17 protein-coding genes are annotated in these 16889 nt (G+C 61.4%); 11 read left to right on the top strand and 6 right to left on the bottom strand.

Annotated elements, in window-relative coordinates:
- Positions 1–40 precede the first annotated feature (40 nt).
- The 7 genes from G3256_RS02555 (at position 41) to G3256_RS02525 (ending at position 6625) form a co-directional block, all read left to right on the top strand.
- Positions 41–1009 (top strand): Bug family tripartite tricarboxylate transporter substrate binding protein, encoded by a 969-nt coding sequence (locus G3256_RS02555; RefSeq protein WP_169639348.1) that lies wholly within the window; start codon positions 41–43, stop codon positions 1007–1009.
- A complete protein-coding gene (locus G3256_RS02550) occupies positions 1009–1446 on the top strand; it encodes a tripartite tricarboxylate transporter TctB family protein (RefSeq protein ID WP_169639347.1) in 438 nt (145 codons plus the stop codon). Before G3256_RS02555 ends, G3256_RS02550 begins: the two co-directional genes overlap by 1 nt.
- 1 nt (position 1447) lies before the next feature.
- Positions 1448–2953, top strand: coding sequence for a tripartite tricarboxylate transporter permease (locus tag G3256_RS02545; protein WP_169639346.1), 1506 nt, complete (start codon positions 1448–1450; stop codon positions 2951–2953).
- The gene (locus G3256_RS02540; RefSeq protein ID WP_246227733.1) at positions 2953–4308 is read left to right on the top strand and encodes an acyclic terpene utilization AtuA family protein; all 1356 of its coding nucleotides are present in this window, start codon (positions 2953–2955) and stop codon (positions 4306–4308) included. Before G3256_RS02545 ends, G3256_RS02540 begins: the two co-directional genes overlap by 1 nt.
- Positions 4301–4600, top strand: coding sequence for a DUF4387 family protein (locus tag G3256_RS02535; RefSeq protein ID WP_169639345.1), 300 nt, complete (start codon positions 4301–4303; stop codon positions 4598–4600). The genes G3256_RS02540 and G3256_RS02535 overlap by 8 nt, the downstream gene beginning before the upstream one ends.
- 196 nt (positions 4601–4796) lie before the next feature.
- Positions 4797–5783 carry a TIM barrel protein gene (locus tag G3256_RS02530; protein ID WP_169639344.1) on the top strand — a complete coding sequence of 329 codons (987 nt, stop codon included), beginning with the start codon at positions 4797–4799 and terminating at the stop codon, positions 5781–5783.
- On the top strand, positions 5780–6625 hold the full coding sequence (locus tag G3256_RS02525; protein ID WP_169639343.1) for a PfkB family carbohydrate kinase: 846 nt from the start codon (positions 5780–5782) through the stop codon (positions 6623–6625). Before G3256_RS02530 ends, G3256_RS02525 begins: the two co-directional genes overlap by 4 nt.
- On the opposite strand, the gene G3256_RS02520 is transcribed toward G3256_RS02525, so the two are convergent.
- On the bottom strand, positions 6610–7452 hold the full coding sequence (locus G3256_RS02520) for an amidohydrolase family protein (protein ID WP_169639342.1): 843 nt from the start codon (positions 7450–7452) through the stop codon (positions 6610–6612). The genes G3256_RS02525 and G3256_RS02520 overlap by 16 nt on opposite strands.
- Positions 7449–8477: an aldo/keto reductase gene (locus G3256_RS02515; RefSeq protein WP_206040781.1), complete on the bottom strand. Its 1029-nt coding sequence runs from the start codon at positions 8475–8477 to the stop codon at positions 7449–7451. Before G3256_RS02515 ends, G3256_RS02520 begins: the two co-directional genes overlap by 4 nt.
- A 93-nt stretch (positions 8478–8570) precedes the next feature.
- Between G3256_RS02515 and G3256_RS02510 the strand changes: the two genes are divergently transcribed.
- The 4 genes from G3256_RS02510 to G3256_RS02495 are packed head-to-tail and all read left to right on the top strand — an operon-like array spanning position 8571 to position 12503.
- Positions 8571–9371, top strand: coding sequence for a BtpA/SgcQ family protein (locus tag G3256_RS02510; RefSeq protein ID WP_169639341.1), 801 nt, complete (start codon positions 8571–8573; stop codon positions 9369–9371).
- On the top strand, positions 9368–10462 hold the full coding sequence (locus tag G3256_RS02505) for a M42 family metallopeptidase (protein ID WP_169639340.1): 1095 nt from the start codon (positions 9368–9370) through the stop codon (positions 10460–10462). Before G3256_RS02510 ends, G3256_RS02505 begins: the two co-directional genes overlap by 4 nt.
- Complete coding sequence (locus tag G3256_RS02500) at positions 10462–11952, top strand: FGGY-family carbohydrate kinase (protein WP_169639339.1); 1491 nt, start codon at positions 10462–10464, stop codon at positions 11950–11952. Before G3256_RS02505 ends, G3256_RS02500 begins: the two co-directional genes overlap by 1 nt.
- On the top strand, positions 11949–12503 hold the full coding sequence (locus G3256_RS02495) for an SIS domain-containing protein (RefSeq protein ID WP_169639338.1): 555 nt from the start codon (positions 11949–11951) through the stop codon (positions 12501–12503). Before G3256_RS02500 ends, G3256_RS02495 begins: the two co-directional genes overlap by 4 nt.
- Here the strand turns inward: G3256_RS02495 and G3256_RS02490 are convergent, their stop codons facing one another.
- The 4 genes from G3256_RS02490 to G3256_RS02475 all read right to left on the bottom strand — a co-directional run bounded on the left by G3256_RS02490 (position 12504) and on the right by G3256_RS02475 (position 16830).
- Positions 12504–13418, bottom strand: coding sequence for a carbohydrate ABC transporter permease (locus tag G3256_RS02490; protein ID WP_169639337.1), 915 nt, complete (start codon positions 13416–13418; stop codon positions 12504–12506).
- Entirely contained in the window at positions 13415–14521 is a 1107-nt protein-coding gene (locus G3256_RS02485) for a carbohydrate ABC transporter permease (protein ID WP_169639336.1), read from the bottom strand. The genes G3256_RS02490 and G3256_RS02485 overlap by 4 nt, the downstream gene beginning before the upstream one ends.
- A 56-nt stretch (positions 14522–14577) precedes the next feature.
- Complete coding sequence (locus tag G3256_RS02480; protein ID WP_169639335.1) at positions 14578–14802, bottom strand: hypothetical protein; 225 nt, start codon at positions 14800–14802, stop codon at positions 14578–14580.
- Positions 14803–15201: 399 nt separating this feature from the next.
- Complete coding sequence (locus G3256_RS02475) at positions 15202–16830, bottom strand: extracellular solute-binding protein (RefSeq protein ID WP_169639334.1); 1629 nt, start codon at positions 16828–16830, stop codon at positions 15202–15204.
- Positions 16831–16889 lie beyond the last annotated feature (59 nt).

Here is a 16889-nt window from a genome sequence, read left to right as displayed (position 1 = left end):
ACAAGCGGGTGGAGACCCGCGTGTCAAATGGGAGGAACCAATGACAAAACGTCTTTTCAAGGCGCTCGTAACGAGTGCCGTACTCACCGTGGGCGCCGGCACGGCTGCGACAGCCGCAGAGTGCATCGCCCCTGCAAACCCCGGCGGTGGCTGGGATTTCACCTGCCGTCAGATCGGCAAAATCATGTATGATATCGGCGCTGTCGACCAGCCCGTACAGGTCACCAACATGGCTGGTGCCGGTGGCGGCCTCGCCTATAACCACGTCGTGGCCGAGCGCAACACCGACGAAGATCTCATCATCGCGGCCTCTACCGCCACCTCCACGCGTCTGGCACAGAACGCCTATGCCGGGATGACCGCGGATCAGGTCCGCTTTGTCGGTGCCATCGGTGCTGACCCGGGTGTGATCGTCGTCGCAGCCGACAGCCCCTATCAGTCGCTGAATGATCTGGTTGAGGCGATCAAAGCAGATCCGGGTTCCGTGGCCTTCGCGGGCGGCTCCGCGGTCGGTGGTTTTGACCACATCAAACCGCTGATGATCCTGCAGCGCGCAGGCTTTAATGACATCCGTCAGGTGAAATATATCGGTGTTGACGGTGGCGCGGATGCGATCACCCAGACGGTCGGTGGTTTCACCCAGGCAATGACCGGCGATATGTCCGAGGTCGTGGGCTTCCTGAAAGCCGGTGAGATCCGCGTCATCGCGGTTCTGACCGACGAGCGGGTTCCGGGCTTCGAGGATATCCCCACTGCCAAAGAGCAGGGCTATGACGTGGTCGCTGTGAACTGGCGCGGCCTCTACGTGCCCAAAGGCATTTCCGATGAGAAGTTCGAAGAGTGGGCCGGGAAACTCCAGCAGGTCGCGGACAGCGACGAATGGGCCGCGGCGATGGAAGCCAACGGTCTGGCGCCCTTCACCAAAGTCGGTGGCGATTTCCAGTCCTACGTGGACAACCTGGTGCTTGAGATCAACGCCATGTCCAAAGAGCTGGGAGTTATCCAGTAATGGCAAGTGACCGGATTTTCGGTCTGGTCACGCTCTTTGTGGCGCTCGCATATATCGCGAGCGCCACGCAGATCCAGACCAGCTTTCTCACCGACCCCGTTGGCCCCAAAGCCTTTCCGATGCTGATCGGTGCCGTGGCGGCTCTGTGCTCGCTGGTCATGATCATCAAACCGGATCCTGATCCTGACTGGCCGGTGGCGCGCACCTGGGCCGCTCTCGCTGTCGCGGTCGTGGTGCTGATCATCTATGCCTATACGCTGAAACCCTTTGGCTTCGTGATCCCGACGATCGCGGCTGCCGGCATTCTCAGCTACCAGATTTCGCCCCGCCCCGTTGCGGCGGCGCTCTCCGGTCTGGGGCTCTCCATTGGCCTCTATATTCTCTTTAAATACGCGCTGGGGCTGAGCCTCGTGGGCTTCCCGAAAGGCTGGTTCTGAGATGGACATCTTCGCAAACCTGGCTCTGGGCTTTGGCATTGCCCTTTCTCCGTTCACGCTGGCCCTCGCTGTTGCCGGCTGCTTTCTGGGCACGATCATCGGCGCTTTGCCCGGGCTCGGTCCTTCCAACGGGGTCGCCATCCTGATCCCGCTCACCTTTACCATGGGGCTTGATGCCACTTCCGCGCTGGTGCTGATGACATCCGTCTATTACGGCGCAATGTACGGCGGGCGGATCAGTTCTATCCTGCTCAACATCCCCGGTGATGAGCCTGCTCTGATGACAACGCTCGACGGCTACCCGATGGCCAAACAGGGCCGTGCAGGCGACGCGCTTGTACTCTCTGGTGTGGCCTCTTTCGTCGGTGCTTTCCTTGCGACGGTCGGTCTGATGCTGCTGGCGCCGATGCTGGCGCGCGTGGCCTACCTCTTTGGTCCTGCTGAGTATTTCGCGCTCTACCTGCTCGCCTTCTGTACGCTCGGCGGCATGGCCTCGAACAACCAGGCCAAGGCAGCGCTTGCCTCCTGCATCGGTCTCGGGATTGCGATGATCGGCGTGGACAGCTCTTCCGGTCTGCCGCGTCTCACGGGTGGCAACCTGCACCTTTATGACGGCATCGATTTTCTGGTGGCGATCGTCGGTCTTTTCGCCATTGCCGAAGTGTTCTTCTTCATCGAAAGCCACGGCAAAGGATCCTCCATCGGCGTGAAACTCGATAAGGTGCGCATCCCCTGGAAGGACATCATGGATACCAAATGGACCATGCTGCGCGCCTCAGGTGTGGGCTTTATCGCGGGCATCCTGCCTGGCGCGGGGGCTTCGCTGGGATCTTTCCTCGCCTATATGTCCGAGAAGTCCATCGCCGGGGAAAAGGGTGGCTTTGGCACAGGCGTCGCCAAAGGGGTCGCCGCACCTGAGGCCGGAAACAACTCAGCCGCCGGCGGTGCGCTTGTGCCGATGCTGACCCTGGGTGTCCCGGGCTCCGGCACCACCGCCGTACTGCTCGCGCTGCTGATGACGCTCAACATCACACCCGGGCCCACGCTCTTTACCGAGCGGCCGGAGGTGGTCTGGGGTCTCATTGCCTCGCTGCTGATCGCAAACGTGGTACTGCTGCTGATGAATGTGCCGATGGTCAAAATCTTCGTGAAGGTTCTGATGGTGCCTGCATGGGTGCTGTTGCCGGGGGTCACGATGATCTCTTTTGTGGGCATCTATTCGCTCTCGGGCAGCTACTTTGACCTGCTGCTGATGGTCGGCTTTGGTGTTCTGGGATACCTGCTGCGCAAGCTCGACATCCCGACGGTGCCTGTCATCCTCGGCATTCTGCTTGGCGGCAATATGGAAGACGCTCTGCGCCGCGCCATGGTGCTCTCGGAAGGTGATGCGATGTTCCTCTTCTCAACGCCCATCGCCATCGGGCTCTGGATCGCGGCCGTCGCAGGTTTTGTGGCGCCGATGTTCCTGCGCGGTGTCCTGAAAAAGCCGCAGGCGATCACAGACTGATGGTCCGTGTGCTGGTCCCTTCCGGCGCGCTCGGGCTGAACTACGACGAAACGGCCCTGCAGCGCGGCATCGCCGCAGGGCCGGACATCATCGCCATTGATGGTGGCTCCACCGACAGCGGCCCGGCCTATCTCGGACGCGGCGTATCGAAATACGCGCGCGCCTCAATCAGGCAGGAATGGGCAGGGTTGATGGCGGCCCGTGCGCAAGCCCGCGTGCCGCTGGTGATCGGCACGGCGGGAACCTGTGGTGCTGACAGTGCCGTGGACTGGATGCTCGACATCACCCGCGAGATCGCCGCGGAACAGGGCAAACCGTTGAAAGTCGCCGTGCTGCGCAGCGGCCAGGATCCTGCCGCAACGGCACAGGCCTGGCAGGACGGGCGTATCACCCCCCTGGGCAATGCCCCGGACATTAACGCGGATGTCATCGCAGGCTGCTCAAACATCGTGGCCCTTGCCGGGGCGGAGCAGATCACAACGGCGCTGCAGACCGGTGCGGACATCATCATCGCCGGGCGCACCACCGACACCGCGATCATCGCAGCACTGCCGCTGATGCGCGGCTGCCACTCCGGCGGCGCCTGGCACGGGGCCAAGATCGGCGAATGCGGCGCGCTCTGCGCCACCAATCCGCAATCGGGCGTCATCATGATCGATTTCGACGCCACGGGATTCACAGTGACCCCTCTCGCCGACGGAGCGCACGCCAGCCCGCATACTGTCTCCGCGCACATGCTCTACGAGAATGCGGACCCGTTTATCCTTTATGAACCTGGCGGGTATCTCGACGTGACCGGCGCTGTTTACAGAGCGGTCGATAACACCTCTGTGCGGGTCGAGGGTTCTGAATGGGTGCCCTCGGATGACTATACCGTCAAGCTGGAAGGCACGCGCACGGCGGGCTTCCGAACAGTGGCCATCGCCCTGCTGCGCGACCCGCATTACGTCGCCGGTGCCGCCGCATGGGCAGATGACATTGTCGCTAAGTGCAGCGCAAAGATCGAAGCGCGCATGGGTCTTGCAGACGCAGATTATACGCTCGAACTGCGGCTTGTGGGCCATTCCGCCAGCTTTGGCACGCTTGAGACCCGCACCGGTGATCCCTTTGAGATCGGTGTCATCGCGATCATTACCGCCCCCGATGCCGCTAAGGCCGCCGAGATAGGCAAAATGCTGAACCCCTATCTGCTGCATCACCCGCTGACGCAGGAAGAGGAGCAACCCACCTTTGCCTTTCTCTTCTCCCCGCCCGAGATGCATCACGGCGAGGTTTTCGAGTTCGTGCTCAATCACGTTCTGCACCTGAAGGACCCGATGGACGCCTTTCGCCTGGAGGTAGTTGAACTTGCCTGAACTCCGCTCTCTCGTGACCAAGGTTCGCAGCAAAAACGCAGGCCCCTTCTGGCTGACCATCGATATCTTCTGTGGCTCGCAGGCAGCCTATGAGCGGGTGCGCGACGATCTGGCGACAACCCGGGTTGCAGAAGTGTTCGGCACCGACAGCCAGACAATCAAAAGGTTCGATATCCCGGATCTGCAGGTCGTGAAGTTCAGCCTGCCCCGGCCTGCGGTGCAGGGATCGCTGCACGACCGTGACATGCACGGTGCGTCCTGGGCTGCTCTGCTGGGTGAAACCGTTATCTGAGCAACGCCCCGTGAAGAACCCGAAGTCCGCCGGCGGGCGACCGTCCGACGCCATGTGATACCTGATCTTCTCTGCGAAGCCGCCCGCAAGCCGTCTGGATGAGGGCCTAAGGGAGCCGCCCGGGGGTCAGCCCCGCCCCCATGACCAGCCGGATATGCAAATTGCCACCACTGGCAGGCGCGGCTAAGGTCGCGAAATGCAGGACAACGCCACCCCCCGTTTCGCCGCCCGACTCAACGCCTTTAAAATCGGTGCTGCCGATTACTGGCCCGGCAGAAATATCGTTACCACGAGTGATCTTCTCGCACGGGCGGCCACGGCCGGCCTGACGGCGGCGGACCTGAATTACCCGGATCATTTTATCTCCGACACCCCGGCGGATCTGACCCGTGCACTGGACGATAACGGCATGGTACTCAACGGCCTCGCCATGCGGTACTACACCGACCCCGGCTATAAGCTGGGCGCCTTCACACACCCGGATGCCACAGTGCGCCGCGCGGCGATCGACGAAACAAAACGCGGGCTTGATGCTCTGGCAGAGATGGGCGGGCGGCTGATGACGCTCTGGATGGGGCAGGACGGGTTCGATTATTCGTTTCAGATGGACTATGCCCGCGCCTGGGACGACACGATCGCGGCGATGGCAGAAGTGGCCGATCACAACCCGCAGATTGATATCGCGCTGGAATACAAACCCAACGAGCCCCGTGCCTTTGCGCTGATGCCGGATGCGGCGACGACACTGCTCGCTCTGCGCGACATCGGACGGCAGAATACCGGTGTTACGCTCGATTTTGCCCATGTGCTCTATGCCGATGAAATGCCGGCCTTCGCAGCGGCCCTCGTCGCACGTCACTCAAAGATCCTCGGGGTGCATCTGAACGACGGCTACGGCAAGTGGGACAACGGTCTGATGGTGGGCGCGGTGCATCCTGTGCAGACTGTTGAACTGCTCGTGGAACTGGAACGCGCGGGCTATGACGGCGCAATTTACTTTGACACGTTTCCCGATCATTCCGGCCTTGATCCGGTCGAGGAGGCACGCACCAATATCGAAGTCGTGAACCGGCTGCGCGCGATTGCCTCCGGGCTTGTCGGCGACGCTGATCTGCGCGCCGCCATTGCACGCCAGGACGCGCCTCTGGCGATGCGGCTGGTTCAGGCAGCGATGCTCCGGTGACTGTGCTGGTTGTCGGATCGCTTCATCTGGATGTGGTGACGCGCGCGCCGTACCTGCCCGGCATAGACGAAACCGTCACCGGGACCGGCGTCGATTATGTCTTTGGCGGCAAGGGCGGCAACCAGGCCCTTGCCGCCGCGCGCATGGGCGGGCAGGTGCATTTCGCAGGCCGCGCCGGCAGCGACACATTCGGTCACACGTTGCGGCACACGCTGGCGGCAGCCGGTGTGAATACGCAACAGCTGCAGCCTGATCCGGGGCCGAGCGGCATGAGCGTGGCGATCGTAAACGACGATGGTGATTATGGCGCCGTGATCGTATCTGCCGCGAACCTGAACATCGACGCCGAAGCGATCAGCATCCCGCAGGGCACAAAGCTGGTTCTGCTGCAGAACGAAATACCAGATGCGGTAAACGTCGCAGTGGCCCGCAAAGCCCGCGCTTCGGGCGTTCCGGTCTGGCTTAACGCCGCTCCGGCACGGACGCTTTCGTCATCGCTTGCGGCGAACTGCGACCTGCTGCTCGCCAACCGTGTGGAGGCTGCGTTCTACAAAGATCTCGCCGGTGGGCCGGAGGTGTTGAAAACCCTTGGCGCCCAAGGCGTCCGCTATCGGGGTCACACGTATCCCGCCCCTGTGGTGCGGGCCGTTTCCAGCCACGGCGCGGGAGATATGTTTGCCGGGGCGCTGGCCGCCGGGGTTGCCGCGGGCAAAACACCGCAGGAGGCCATCACATTTGCCCAGGCCGCTGCAGCGCTGCACGTGGCCTCGGATCTGGCAGCACGGGCCGTGATGACCCGCGATCAGGTCACAGCATTTCTCGATGCTCAGCCGAGCCGGTAAAAACGCGCCGCCGTTCCGCCAAAAATCTGCGCCTGATCTGCTGTCGGGAGGTGCGCGGTCAGCGCCTGCGCCATGTCAAACCAGTCGCCGTATTCGCAGCGCAATCGGCACACCGGCCAGTCAGACCCCCACATCACACGATCCGGCCCGAAACTGTCCAGGACATGGCGGGCAAAGGGGCGCAGATCTTCGATACCGACGTCTTCCGAGGCCTCAGTCACCAGCCCGGAGAGTTTGCAGCACCCACCGGTCTCCTGTGCCAGCGCAGTGATACCCGCAGCCCAGACAGAAAAGCTGTTCCGACCCTGTTGCGCCTCCGAAATCTGTGGCTTGAGGCAGTGGTCAAAGACCACCCGAAGGTCCGGCCATTTGCGGAGCAGTCTGCGAAAATTCGGGATATGTTGCGGAAATCCGAGAGCATCAAAGGTCAGATCCAGATCGATGAGGGCCGCATATGCCCATTGCACATCCTCGCGCAGCATCCAGTCGTCATCAGCAATATCCTGGATCATCGGACGCACGCCAAGAAATTTAGGGTGCTTCGCAAAACGCCGAAGATGGCTGAGGTGCGCGGGATCCTCGAAATCGATCCACCCGACCACGCCTCGGATCATCGGTGAGGCATCGGCAAGACCCAGCATGTATTCAGTTTCATGCACCGTTGCCGCCGCCTGAACCAGAACCGTCCCGCCGATCTCATGCGCGGCAAGCGCCTGCGCGAGGTCATCCGGCGCATACGCCCGGTTCAGCACCGGAACATCCCGGGGCATCCAGTCGTAATCGCCGCGCGCTGGCTGCCAGAAGTGCTGGTGCGCGTCGATTTTCACGTCGGCGCATCCTCCCGCATCAGACCTCTGGATTTGAGATCGGTCCAGAGTGCGGGCGGAATAACGGCCTGTGCCGCCTGCAGATTGCCCTGCATTTCCGTGACACTCCTGCCGCCCGGAATGACCGAGACATGCGCCGGATGCAGCAGTGGGAAACGGAAGGCTGCATCGACGAGACGCACATCATGTTCCCTGCAGACCGCCTCGATGGCACTCACCCGATCCATTACATCCTTTGGTGCAGGGTCATAGTTATACATCGCGCCCTGCCGCGCCCCGGTTGCAAGAATTCCCGAGTTATAGGGGCCGCCTGTGACAATCCCGATACCGCGGCTCTCGCAAAGCGGCAGGAAGCTGTCGAGTGCTTTCTGCTCCAGCAGCGTGTAGCGCCCGGCCAGCAGGAAGAGATCGAAATCGCCACGTTCGGCAAGGGTCTGGCAGACCTCCCATTCGTTCACGCCGCCACCGATGGCCCGGATCAGCCCCTGATCCCGCAAAGATACCATCGCGTCATAACCCCGCCCGGCAAAGAATTCCTCAATCCGCATGTCGGAGACTTCTTTGGAGCCATGCGTGAAAATGCACAGATCGTGGACGTAAAGGATATCGATACGCTCAACACCGAGCCGCGAAAATGAATGCTCAAACGAGCGCATCACACCGTCATAGGTATAATCGAAATGCTCACGCCGCACCGGCACATCGAACCATTTGCCCTCACCGGACCGGTCCTCAGGCGCGCAGGCCTGAATGAGCCGGCCGACTTTGGTTGAAAGCACATAGTCATCACGCGGCTTGTCACGCAGAAACGCATTGAGCCGTGTCTCCGAGAGGCCCATCCCGTAAAGCGGCGCCGTATCGAAATAGCGCACACCGCCCTCCCAGCCCGCATCCAGCGTCGCCCGCGCGTCTTCATCACTGATCGCGCTGTAAAGATTGGCAATCGGTGCCCCCCCGAAACCGAGTTCCGTGAAGGTGACACCGCCGTTGCCGAGGCGGTCCCAGTGGCGCGTTTTCAAAACCATACTGCTCTCCCTTTCTGCTCCTGTAAGCTTACACCGGAATACCGTTGCAAGGCCAGATCAGAGCAGTAAGCTGAGACCCCGGGAGGACCAGAAATGACAGCAAGGTTCAAAGCGGTTTTCGGCGTGCCAAAGCCAGTCATCGGCATGGTGCATATCGGTGCGCTGCCTGGCAGCCCGCTGCATGATCCGGAGGCTGATCTGCTGGCCGCCGCCCGCGCTGATCTGCGGGCATTGCAGGCCGCTGGCTTTGACGCGGTGATGTTCGGCAATGAAAACGACCGCCCCTATGAATTCGAAGTGGACCGCGCATCGACCGCGACGATGGCCATGCTGATCGGACAGCTGCGGTCCGAAATTGCGGTCCCTTTCGGCGTCAACGTGCTCTGGGATCCGATGTCCACGATTGCGCTGGGGGCCGCCACCGGCGCGGGGTTTGTGCGCGAGATCTTCACCGGCAGCTATGCCTCTGACATGGGCCCCTGGACCCCGGATGCAGGACGCGCCATGCGTTACCGCGACCGGCTGGGGCGGTCGGACATGGCGATGCTCTATAACGTCTCGGCCGAATTTGCCCACTCGCTGGATCAGCGCCCGCTGCCAGACCGGGCGCGCAGTGCTGTCTTTTCGTCCATCCCCGACGCCGTTCTGGTCTCCGGGCAGATCACCGGTGAAGCGGCTGCTCTGTCGGATCTCGAAGCGGTCAAGGCGGTTTTGCCCGACACGCCGGTGATGGCCAATACCGGCGTGAAACACGACACCGTGGCCGACGTGCTGGCCATCGCCGACGGCTGCATTGTCGGCTCCTCACTGAAAACCGACGGTGATACATGGAAAGCCGTGGATCCCGACCGTGCACAGGATTTCATGGACCGCGTCCGGAAGGCCCGCGCATGAAAGACCGCATAAAGCGCGATCTCAAAGACCTGATGCGCACCCCCGGCCTGTCTGGTCACGAGGACCGTGTGCGCCGGGCCCTTCGCGACCGGCTGAACGCCCTGGGCGTGGAAAGCCGTTCCGACAGACTGGGCAACCTGGTGGCGCATTTCCCCGGCGAAGGTCCGGCTGTTATGCTGTTCACCCATATGGATCAGCTCGGCTTTATCGTGCGCCGGATTGAGCCGAACGGTCTGTTGCGTCTTGAACGTCTGGGCGGCGTGCCCGAGCGCGCGCTGGCGGCTCAGGAAGTGCTGGTCTGTGTCGGCGAAGGCCGCGACGTGCCCGGTATCATCGCCAGCAAAAGCCACCACGCGACCCGGCCGGATGAAAAGTATACCGTGACGCCCTGTGCCGACCTTTACGTCGATACCGGGTTCGGATCGGCACAAGCCGCTGAAAACGCGGGCATCCGAATCGGAACCCCGGTTGTCTATGCGCCCCGGGCCACCGACCTGGCCGTCGACAGGATCACCGGGACAAGCGTGGATGACCGCGCCGGCTGTGCTGTGCTGCTGGAAGTCGCACGCCTGCTGAAAGACCGCGAGGGCGGCCCCCCTGTACACCTCGCGTTCACCGTGCTGGAGGAATTCAACCTGCGCGGCGCCCTGCCCCTGGCACAGAAACTGCGACCCGACATCGCAATTCAGATCGATCTGATGCTGGCCACGGATACACCCGATATGGCGGACCGGGGGGATATGGTGCTGGGTGGCGGGCCGGGCATGAGCCTTTATTCCTTTCACGGACGTGGCACGCTTAATGGTGTGATCCCGCATCCCGCCATGGTGCAGCTTTTCGAGACAACGGCAGAAGAGCAGAACATCCCGCTGCAGCGCAGTGCACAGACCGGGGTGCTGACCGATCTGTCCTATGTTCAGCTGGTCGGTGACGGCGTGGCATCGGTCGATCTGGGCTTTCCGATGCGGTACTCACATTCCGCCCGTGAGGTCTGCGACCTGGAAGACCTCTGCGCGCTGACGCGCCTGCTTGCGGCAGCGCTCGCGCGGATCGGCCCGGAATTCCAGCTCGACAGGGATGACGTCACCTGATGGATTACACGCTCGGCATCGATATCGGCACCTATGAGACCAAGGGCGTTCTGGTCGATATGACCGGAACAGTCGTTGCACAGGCGGCGCGCGGTCATAAAATGCTGGTCCCGCGTCCGGGCTGGGCAGAGCATCGCCCGGAGGAAGACTGGTGGGGCGATTTCGTTTTTGTCTGTCGAAAACTGCTGAAAGAGAGTGGCGTCGCCCCCGGAGCCATCCGCGCCGTTGCCTGCAGCGCCATCGGCCCCTGCATGCTGCCGGTGAATGCGGCGGGAAAACCGCTCATGAACGGTGTGCTCTACGGCGTCGATGGCCGTGCCGCTGCCGAGGTGCAGGAGCTCACAGACCGCATTGGCAAAAAGCAGATCATCGCACGGTGCGGGAACGCGCTGACATCGCAATCCGTCGGCCCGAAAATCCTCTGGCTGAAACGCAATCATCCTGAGCTGTACGAAGAGACCGCGCATATCCTGACCTCAACCAGCTTTCTGGTGCAGCGGCTGACCGGAGAGGTTGTGATTGATCACTATACGGCCGCGAACTTCTCGCCGCTCTATGATGTGCACAGCCAGAAATGGGTCGATGACCTGGCCGATGATATCCTGCCGCTCGATAATCTGCCCCGCCTGCTCTGGTCGGACGAAATCGCCGGTGAGATCACGGTCGCTGCGGCCGAAGAAACCGGGCTTGCCGCCGGAACGCCCGTCACCGCAGGCACCATCGATGCCGCCGCCGAGGCGCTTTCGGTGGGCGTGGACCAGCCCGGCGATATGATGATGATGTACGGCTCCACGATCTTTATCATCCTGCGTGCGCAATCTCTCACGGCGGATCCGCGCATCTGGTACGCACCCTGGCTGTTCAAAGGCGAACACGCCTCTATGGCGGGGCTTGCGACCTCGGGCACGCTCACCCACTGGTTCCGCGATCAGGTTGCGCGTGATCTCGACCCGGGCGATGCCTTTCCCGTACTGGCGGCAGAGGCCGCCGCCAGCCCGCCCGGTGCAAACGGCCTGCTGATGCTGCCCTATTTCTCCGGCGAGCGGACCCCGATCCATGACATGAACGCGAAAGGGGCCATCTTCGGGCTCAACCTCACCCATACGCGCGGCGATATGTACCGTGCGCTGATTGAGGGGATCGCACACGGCACGCGCCACGTCACCGACACCTTCGCGGACCTTGGGCAATCCCCCACCCGGCTTCTCGCAGTGGGCGGCGGCACACAGAACGCGCTCTGGCTGCAGGCCACATCCGATATCACCGGCATTGATCAGATCGTCTGCGAGAAAACCACCGGCGCGAGCTTTGGCGATGCCTTCATCGCAGCCCTCGCGATGGGTCTTGTGAAACGCCGCGACATCACGAAATGGAACCCGGTGTCCCGGACAGTCACAGCGCACCCCGACCCGGTCTATGAAAAGGCCCACGGGCTTTTTCGCAGACTCTACACGCAGACAAAAGACATCGCAGCGGAGCTGGGCACATGAGCGCAGATCACACAACCGCGCTGGCTGAAATCGGTACGGTCCTTGATGCGGTCGATCAGGCATCTGTCGATCAGGCCTGTGCGATGCTCGCAGAAGCAGATGATGTGCTGCTTTATGGCTGCGGGCGCGAAGGGCTTCAGATGCGCGGCCTTGCGATGCGTCTTTATCACCTGGGGCTGAGCGCCGGCATGGTCGGGGATATGAATGCCCCGCCCCTCGGCCAGGGAGACGTGCTGATGGTCTCGGCAGGTCCCGGCACACTTTCAACGGTGACAGCACTCATGCAGGTGGCGCGCCGCGACGGCGCGCGCATCCTTATTCTGACGGCAACGCCCGGGTCTGATGCTGAAGAGCTGGCCGATCATGTCCTGCATATTCCCGCCCAGACCATGGCCAGCGATCAGGGGCCGGCGGCCCGTTCAGTGCTGCCAATGGGCTCGGTCTACGAAGGGGCTCTCTTCATGCTTTTCGAGATGATGGTGCTGGATCTGCGCAGCCGCCTTGGCGCTACGGCAGAAGAGATGCGCGCGCGTCACACCAATATGGAGTGACTATTTCACGGCGCCCGCCGCCATCCCCTTGATGATGTATTTTTCAAGAAAGACTGCGACCACGACCAGCGGCAGAATCGCCGCCGACGACAGCGCCGCCATCGACCACCAGTTGATCCCCTGAGAGCCGGTCTGGGACGCCACCATCACGGGCAGGGTTTTGGCATCTGTCGAAGTCAGGAGTGCGGCAAAGAAATACTCGTTCCAGCAGAGCACCAGGCTCAGGATAAACGCCGCGACCATGCCCGGCAGCGCGATCGGCAGAACGATCTGGAAAAACGCGCCCCAGATGCCGAGACCGTCGACGAGGGCCGCCTCTTCAAGCTCGACCGGGATGCCTTCGAACTGATCGCGCATGATCCAGATGACGATGGGCAGCACCATCAGCGTGTAGAGCAGAATGAGCCCGATGCGGCTGTCCAGCAGGTCGAGCGAGCGATAGAGCACGAGGAAGGGCAGCGCCAGAACCACCGGTGGCAGGATCATCTGGCTGAGAAAGAAAAACGAGATGTCAGAATTACGCATAAAGCCGAATTTGAAGCTGAACCGCGACAGACCGTAGGCCGCCAGTGATCCCAGTACGACCGCAAGCGCGGAAGCTGAAAGCGCCACGACCGTGCTGTTCCAGAAGCGTTTGAGGAATTCCTCGCGCACGGTGGAAACCTCACCGATGAGACGCGGCGAGAGACCTAAGGATTCCCACCCTTTCCAGCGCGGCGTGAAATCCCACCAGGGTATGAGGTTTCCCTTCATTACGTCAGGTGCGAGCTTGAAGGAGGTGGTGATCGTCCAGAAGATCGGAAAAAGACAGATCAAAGCCCAGGTAATCAGCGCGGCATAGATCGCCACGCGACTGGCCCACCAGCGGGTTTTCATACGCCGGTCAGACTCGTGATCTTTAAAAACAGCGCTCATGCAGGTCGCTCCATCCAGCGGCTGACCAGCTTCAGGAGCAGGGTCACGAATATGATGATCAGCACCAGATAAACCATCGCCAGCAAAGTCCCGTAGCCGACGTTGGACCGGTCACGGTATTCGCGGAAGATAAAGCTCGTGACGCTGTCAGTGGCCCCGCCCGGCCCGCCGGAAGTGACGTTGATGATCACATCCGCCAGCTTGAGTTTGAAGATGATCCGGATCACCACGGCGGTCACCGAGACCGGCAGCATCAGCGGAAATATCACCTCTTTGAAGCTTTGCCATCCGCTTGCACCATCCACTTTCGACGCTTCGATGACCTCGCGCGGCAGCGCCTGCAGGCCGGCCAGCAGCATGATCATCATGAAGGGAATGAACGTCCAGGCATCCATCGCCATGATCATGAATCGCGCGATCTCGGGCGAGCCGAAAAAGCTTGGATTGTCCCAGCCCAGTTCGCGTGCAAGGCGCGAGATCGGCCCGAAGCGGATCTCCATCATCGACTTGCCGATCATCCATGAAACCGCCACCGGGCTGAGCATCAAAGGCAGCAGAAACACTACCCGGAAGAATTTACGCGCCCGGATCTGCGCGTTGAGCAGCAGCGCCAGACCAAAGGCGATGACGTATTCCACGCTGACCGCCAGCACGTAATACACCATATTTTTCAGCGCGTTCCAGTAAAACCCGTCGTTCCACATCTCGCGCATATTGTCCCAGCCGTTGGGCTGCGGGCCGTCAGGAGAGGCAAGGTTCCAGTCGGTAAAGGAGATATAGCCGGCAAAGAGCAGCGGGAAGACAACGAGGCTGATGACAAAGAGTGCAGCCGGCAGGACAAAGAGCGTACGCTTGCCCTTTTCGCCGTTGATGATCACCTGAGCGGCACAAAGCGCCGTGGCCCAGAGCATATAGGCATAAAGCACCGGTCGCCAGGTCGCGAAACCGATGTCAGTGCGACCTGTTTCATGGGCGAACTGCAGCGCCGCCAGAAGAACGACAAGCGCCGCCGAGGCACGCACCATCCAGCGCCCTGTCCGCTGCCGCGCTTCAGAAATATTATCCGCCGTGACGGTATGCAGCAGGTCGCCCTCGGTACTCATGTCCCGAGGTTAGCCGCGTCTTCGGCGACTGTTAACCCTGTAAATGAAACAGTGCGTTAATCTCCGTCACCGCCGCCGCAGCCATCGCTGAAACTACTGCAGCCACCGTCAACCGATCCGCTGCCATCATCCTCGTTGCGTCGCGGATGATGGGTAAGCTGATGGATGAGCCAGACAACAGCGAGGATGAACAGCGCAATAAAAACGCCGTTCATCGGGTTGTCCAGAAAGGCACGCATGCCGGGGCTGAACAGACCTTCGTTCATAGCGTCGGTCTGCATGTCAATCGCTTCAGTCTTTTACGTCCTGGCCTGCACTACCTTCACGGTTGCGGCGGGCCATACGAACGACGAGGGCGAGGATGAGGACCATCCCGATGATAAGAAAAATGCTGGCGTCAGGCATCAGAGTACTCCGGTGTTTGTAAAATTTCAGTCAGTGCGGCACAGCGCTAGCAGCGCAAAGTGGCGCGAATGTGGCGCATACCCGAAAAACGAGAAGGCTGGTTGTGGCCCTGGCGCTTGTGCGATCACCGCAGGAAAACATCATGGAAACCAGCTCAAAGCCATTCAGTCCGGCGCGGCGCATTCGCCGGCACACCCGGGGCGAAGGGCGCGGGCATGGAAAAAGGCGCGCGGGATCCGCGCGCCTTTCTCAGAATGCTTCGGGACGTCCGGGGTTCAGAGACCGAGCGACGCCTTATAAAGCGCGATCTGGCTCTCGCGTCCGATCTGGTCGGTGATCTTCTCCCAGGCCGCAGCGATCGCGTCCGCGGTTTCCTGAGCGGAGCCGTACTGGCCGGCGTAGCCTTTGGCCAGTTCATCCTCAGCAACCGAGTAATACTGGAAGATGCCCGGGATACGCGGTTCAATCGCGGCATTCGGATGGTTGTAGCTGTCCGCGTTGGAGCCGAGATAGTCTTCGACAAAGGCGCGGTCGTAGCCGGCCTCTTCCCACTCCTCATACTGGAAGTGCGACTGGCGGTAGGGCTGGAAGCCCGACGGATAGGCAGACGCCCAGAGCGACAGATCTTTGCCGCCCAGATGCGCCGCGGCTGACCATGCCGCTTTCTTCTTTTTCTCGTCGCCTTCGACCGTGGCCATGACGTAAACGCCCCAGCCGATGTAGGCCATATTGGGCGCCTCATTGCGGGTCTCTTCCCATTCGCCGGCCTGCGCATTGTACACGCGATCCGACGCCGGGTTGATGCCAAAGCCCACGACATCACCAACCACCGAAGTGTCGGACGTGCGCGCGGATGAGCCAACATCGCCCCACCACATCAGCATCGAGCCGGTGCCTGCAAGGAACTGCTGGAACGCGGTCGTGCCCGGATCCGCGTTGATCTGATCCGCCGGATAAGCACCGGCCTCGATCAGGTCCATCACGTCCTGAATGGCCTGAACCCATGCGGGGTTATTGACCATCGGCTTCATCGTGTCCGGCTCAAAGAGCCAGGCCGGGCTGTTGGGGTGCTTGGCATAGGCCGAAGCGCGGTTTTCGAGGAAATAGAACCCGAAACCACCCCAGCCTTTGAGCGGATCAAGATAGCCATGCGCCGGCAGACCGGTCAGCGGGTCTTCCTTGCCGATCAGCTCTTTGGAGACCTCGTTGATCTCCTGCCATGTGGTCGGCACGTCGCGCCCCGTCAGAGACCCCTCGCCGAAGTAATCCGTGCGATAGGCAAACGAATGGCAGTCGCCGTCGATGGAAACACGGTAGGTCTTGCCATCCCAGGTACCGACAGGCTCTTTGAGGTAATCGACATAGTCGTCCATATCGATCTGCTCTTTGACCCAGTCGGGCATCTCGGAGGCCAGACCCTTGCCCAGCACGTCACCTTCAAAGGGTGCGCCCATCTCGACGATGTCGAAATCAACCGTGCCGGTCGCAATAGACTGCTGCAGGCGCGCGTTGTAATCGGCCTGCGCCAGATCAATCCAGTTGATCGTGGCACCGGTATAGGCCTCCCAGGGCTTCAGGAACCCGCGGAAGAGGAAGTTGTGCAGGTTCTGGTTGTTCAGACCCATGAAAGTCAGCTCAACGCCTTCGAACTCGCCTTCGGCCACGTTCTCTTTGGTCGCGCCGAGGCACAGCTCACCGACCTTCTGCCAGTCGCTGTCGGTCGGAGACCCCGCACCCACACCGGGGATCTTCAGGATCTCAGCACGGACATTGCCATGCGCATCGGCCATCGCCGCACCTTTTGGCATCATTGCCATTGCGCCCACCGCCGCAGAGCCTTTGAGCATCTGGCGGCGGTTCATCTTCTGCGCGGCACGGATGTAGTTGTAGAGTTCGACCTTCATGTGTGTCCTCCCGGGAAAAATCAGATCTTTAAAAAGCAGGCGGACAGCAGGCGTCGCAG

The organism is Roseobacter ponti (assembly GCF_012932215.1).
GTDB classification, from domain to species: domain Bacteria; phylum Pseudomonadota; class Alphaproteobacteria; order Rhodobacterales; family Rhodobacteraceae; genus Roseobacter; species Roseobacter ponti.
Note: the sequence above shows the minus strand (reverse complement) of the source record. Positions and strands in the feature narration are given on the sequence as shown.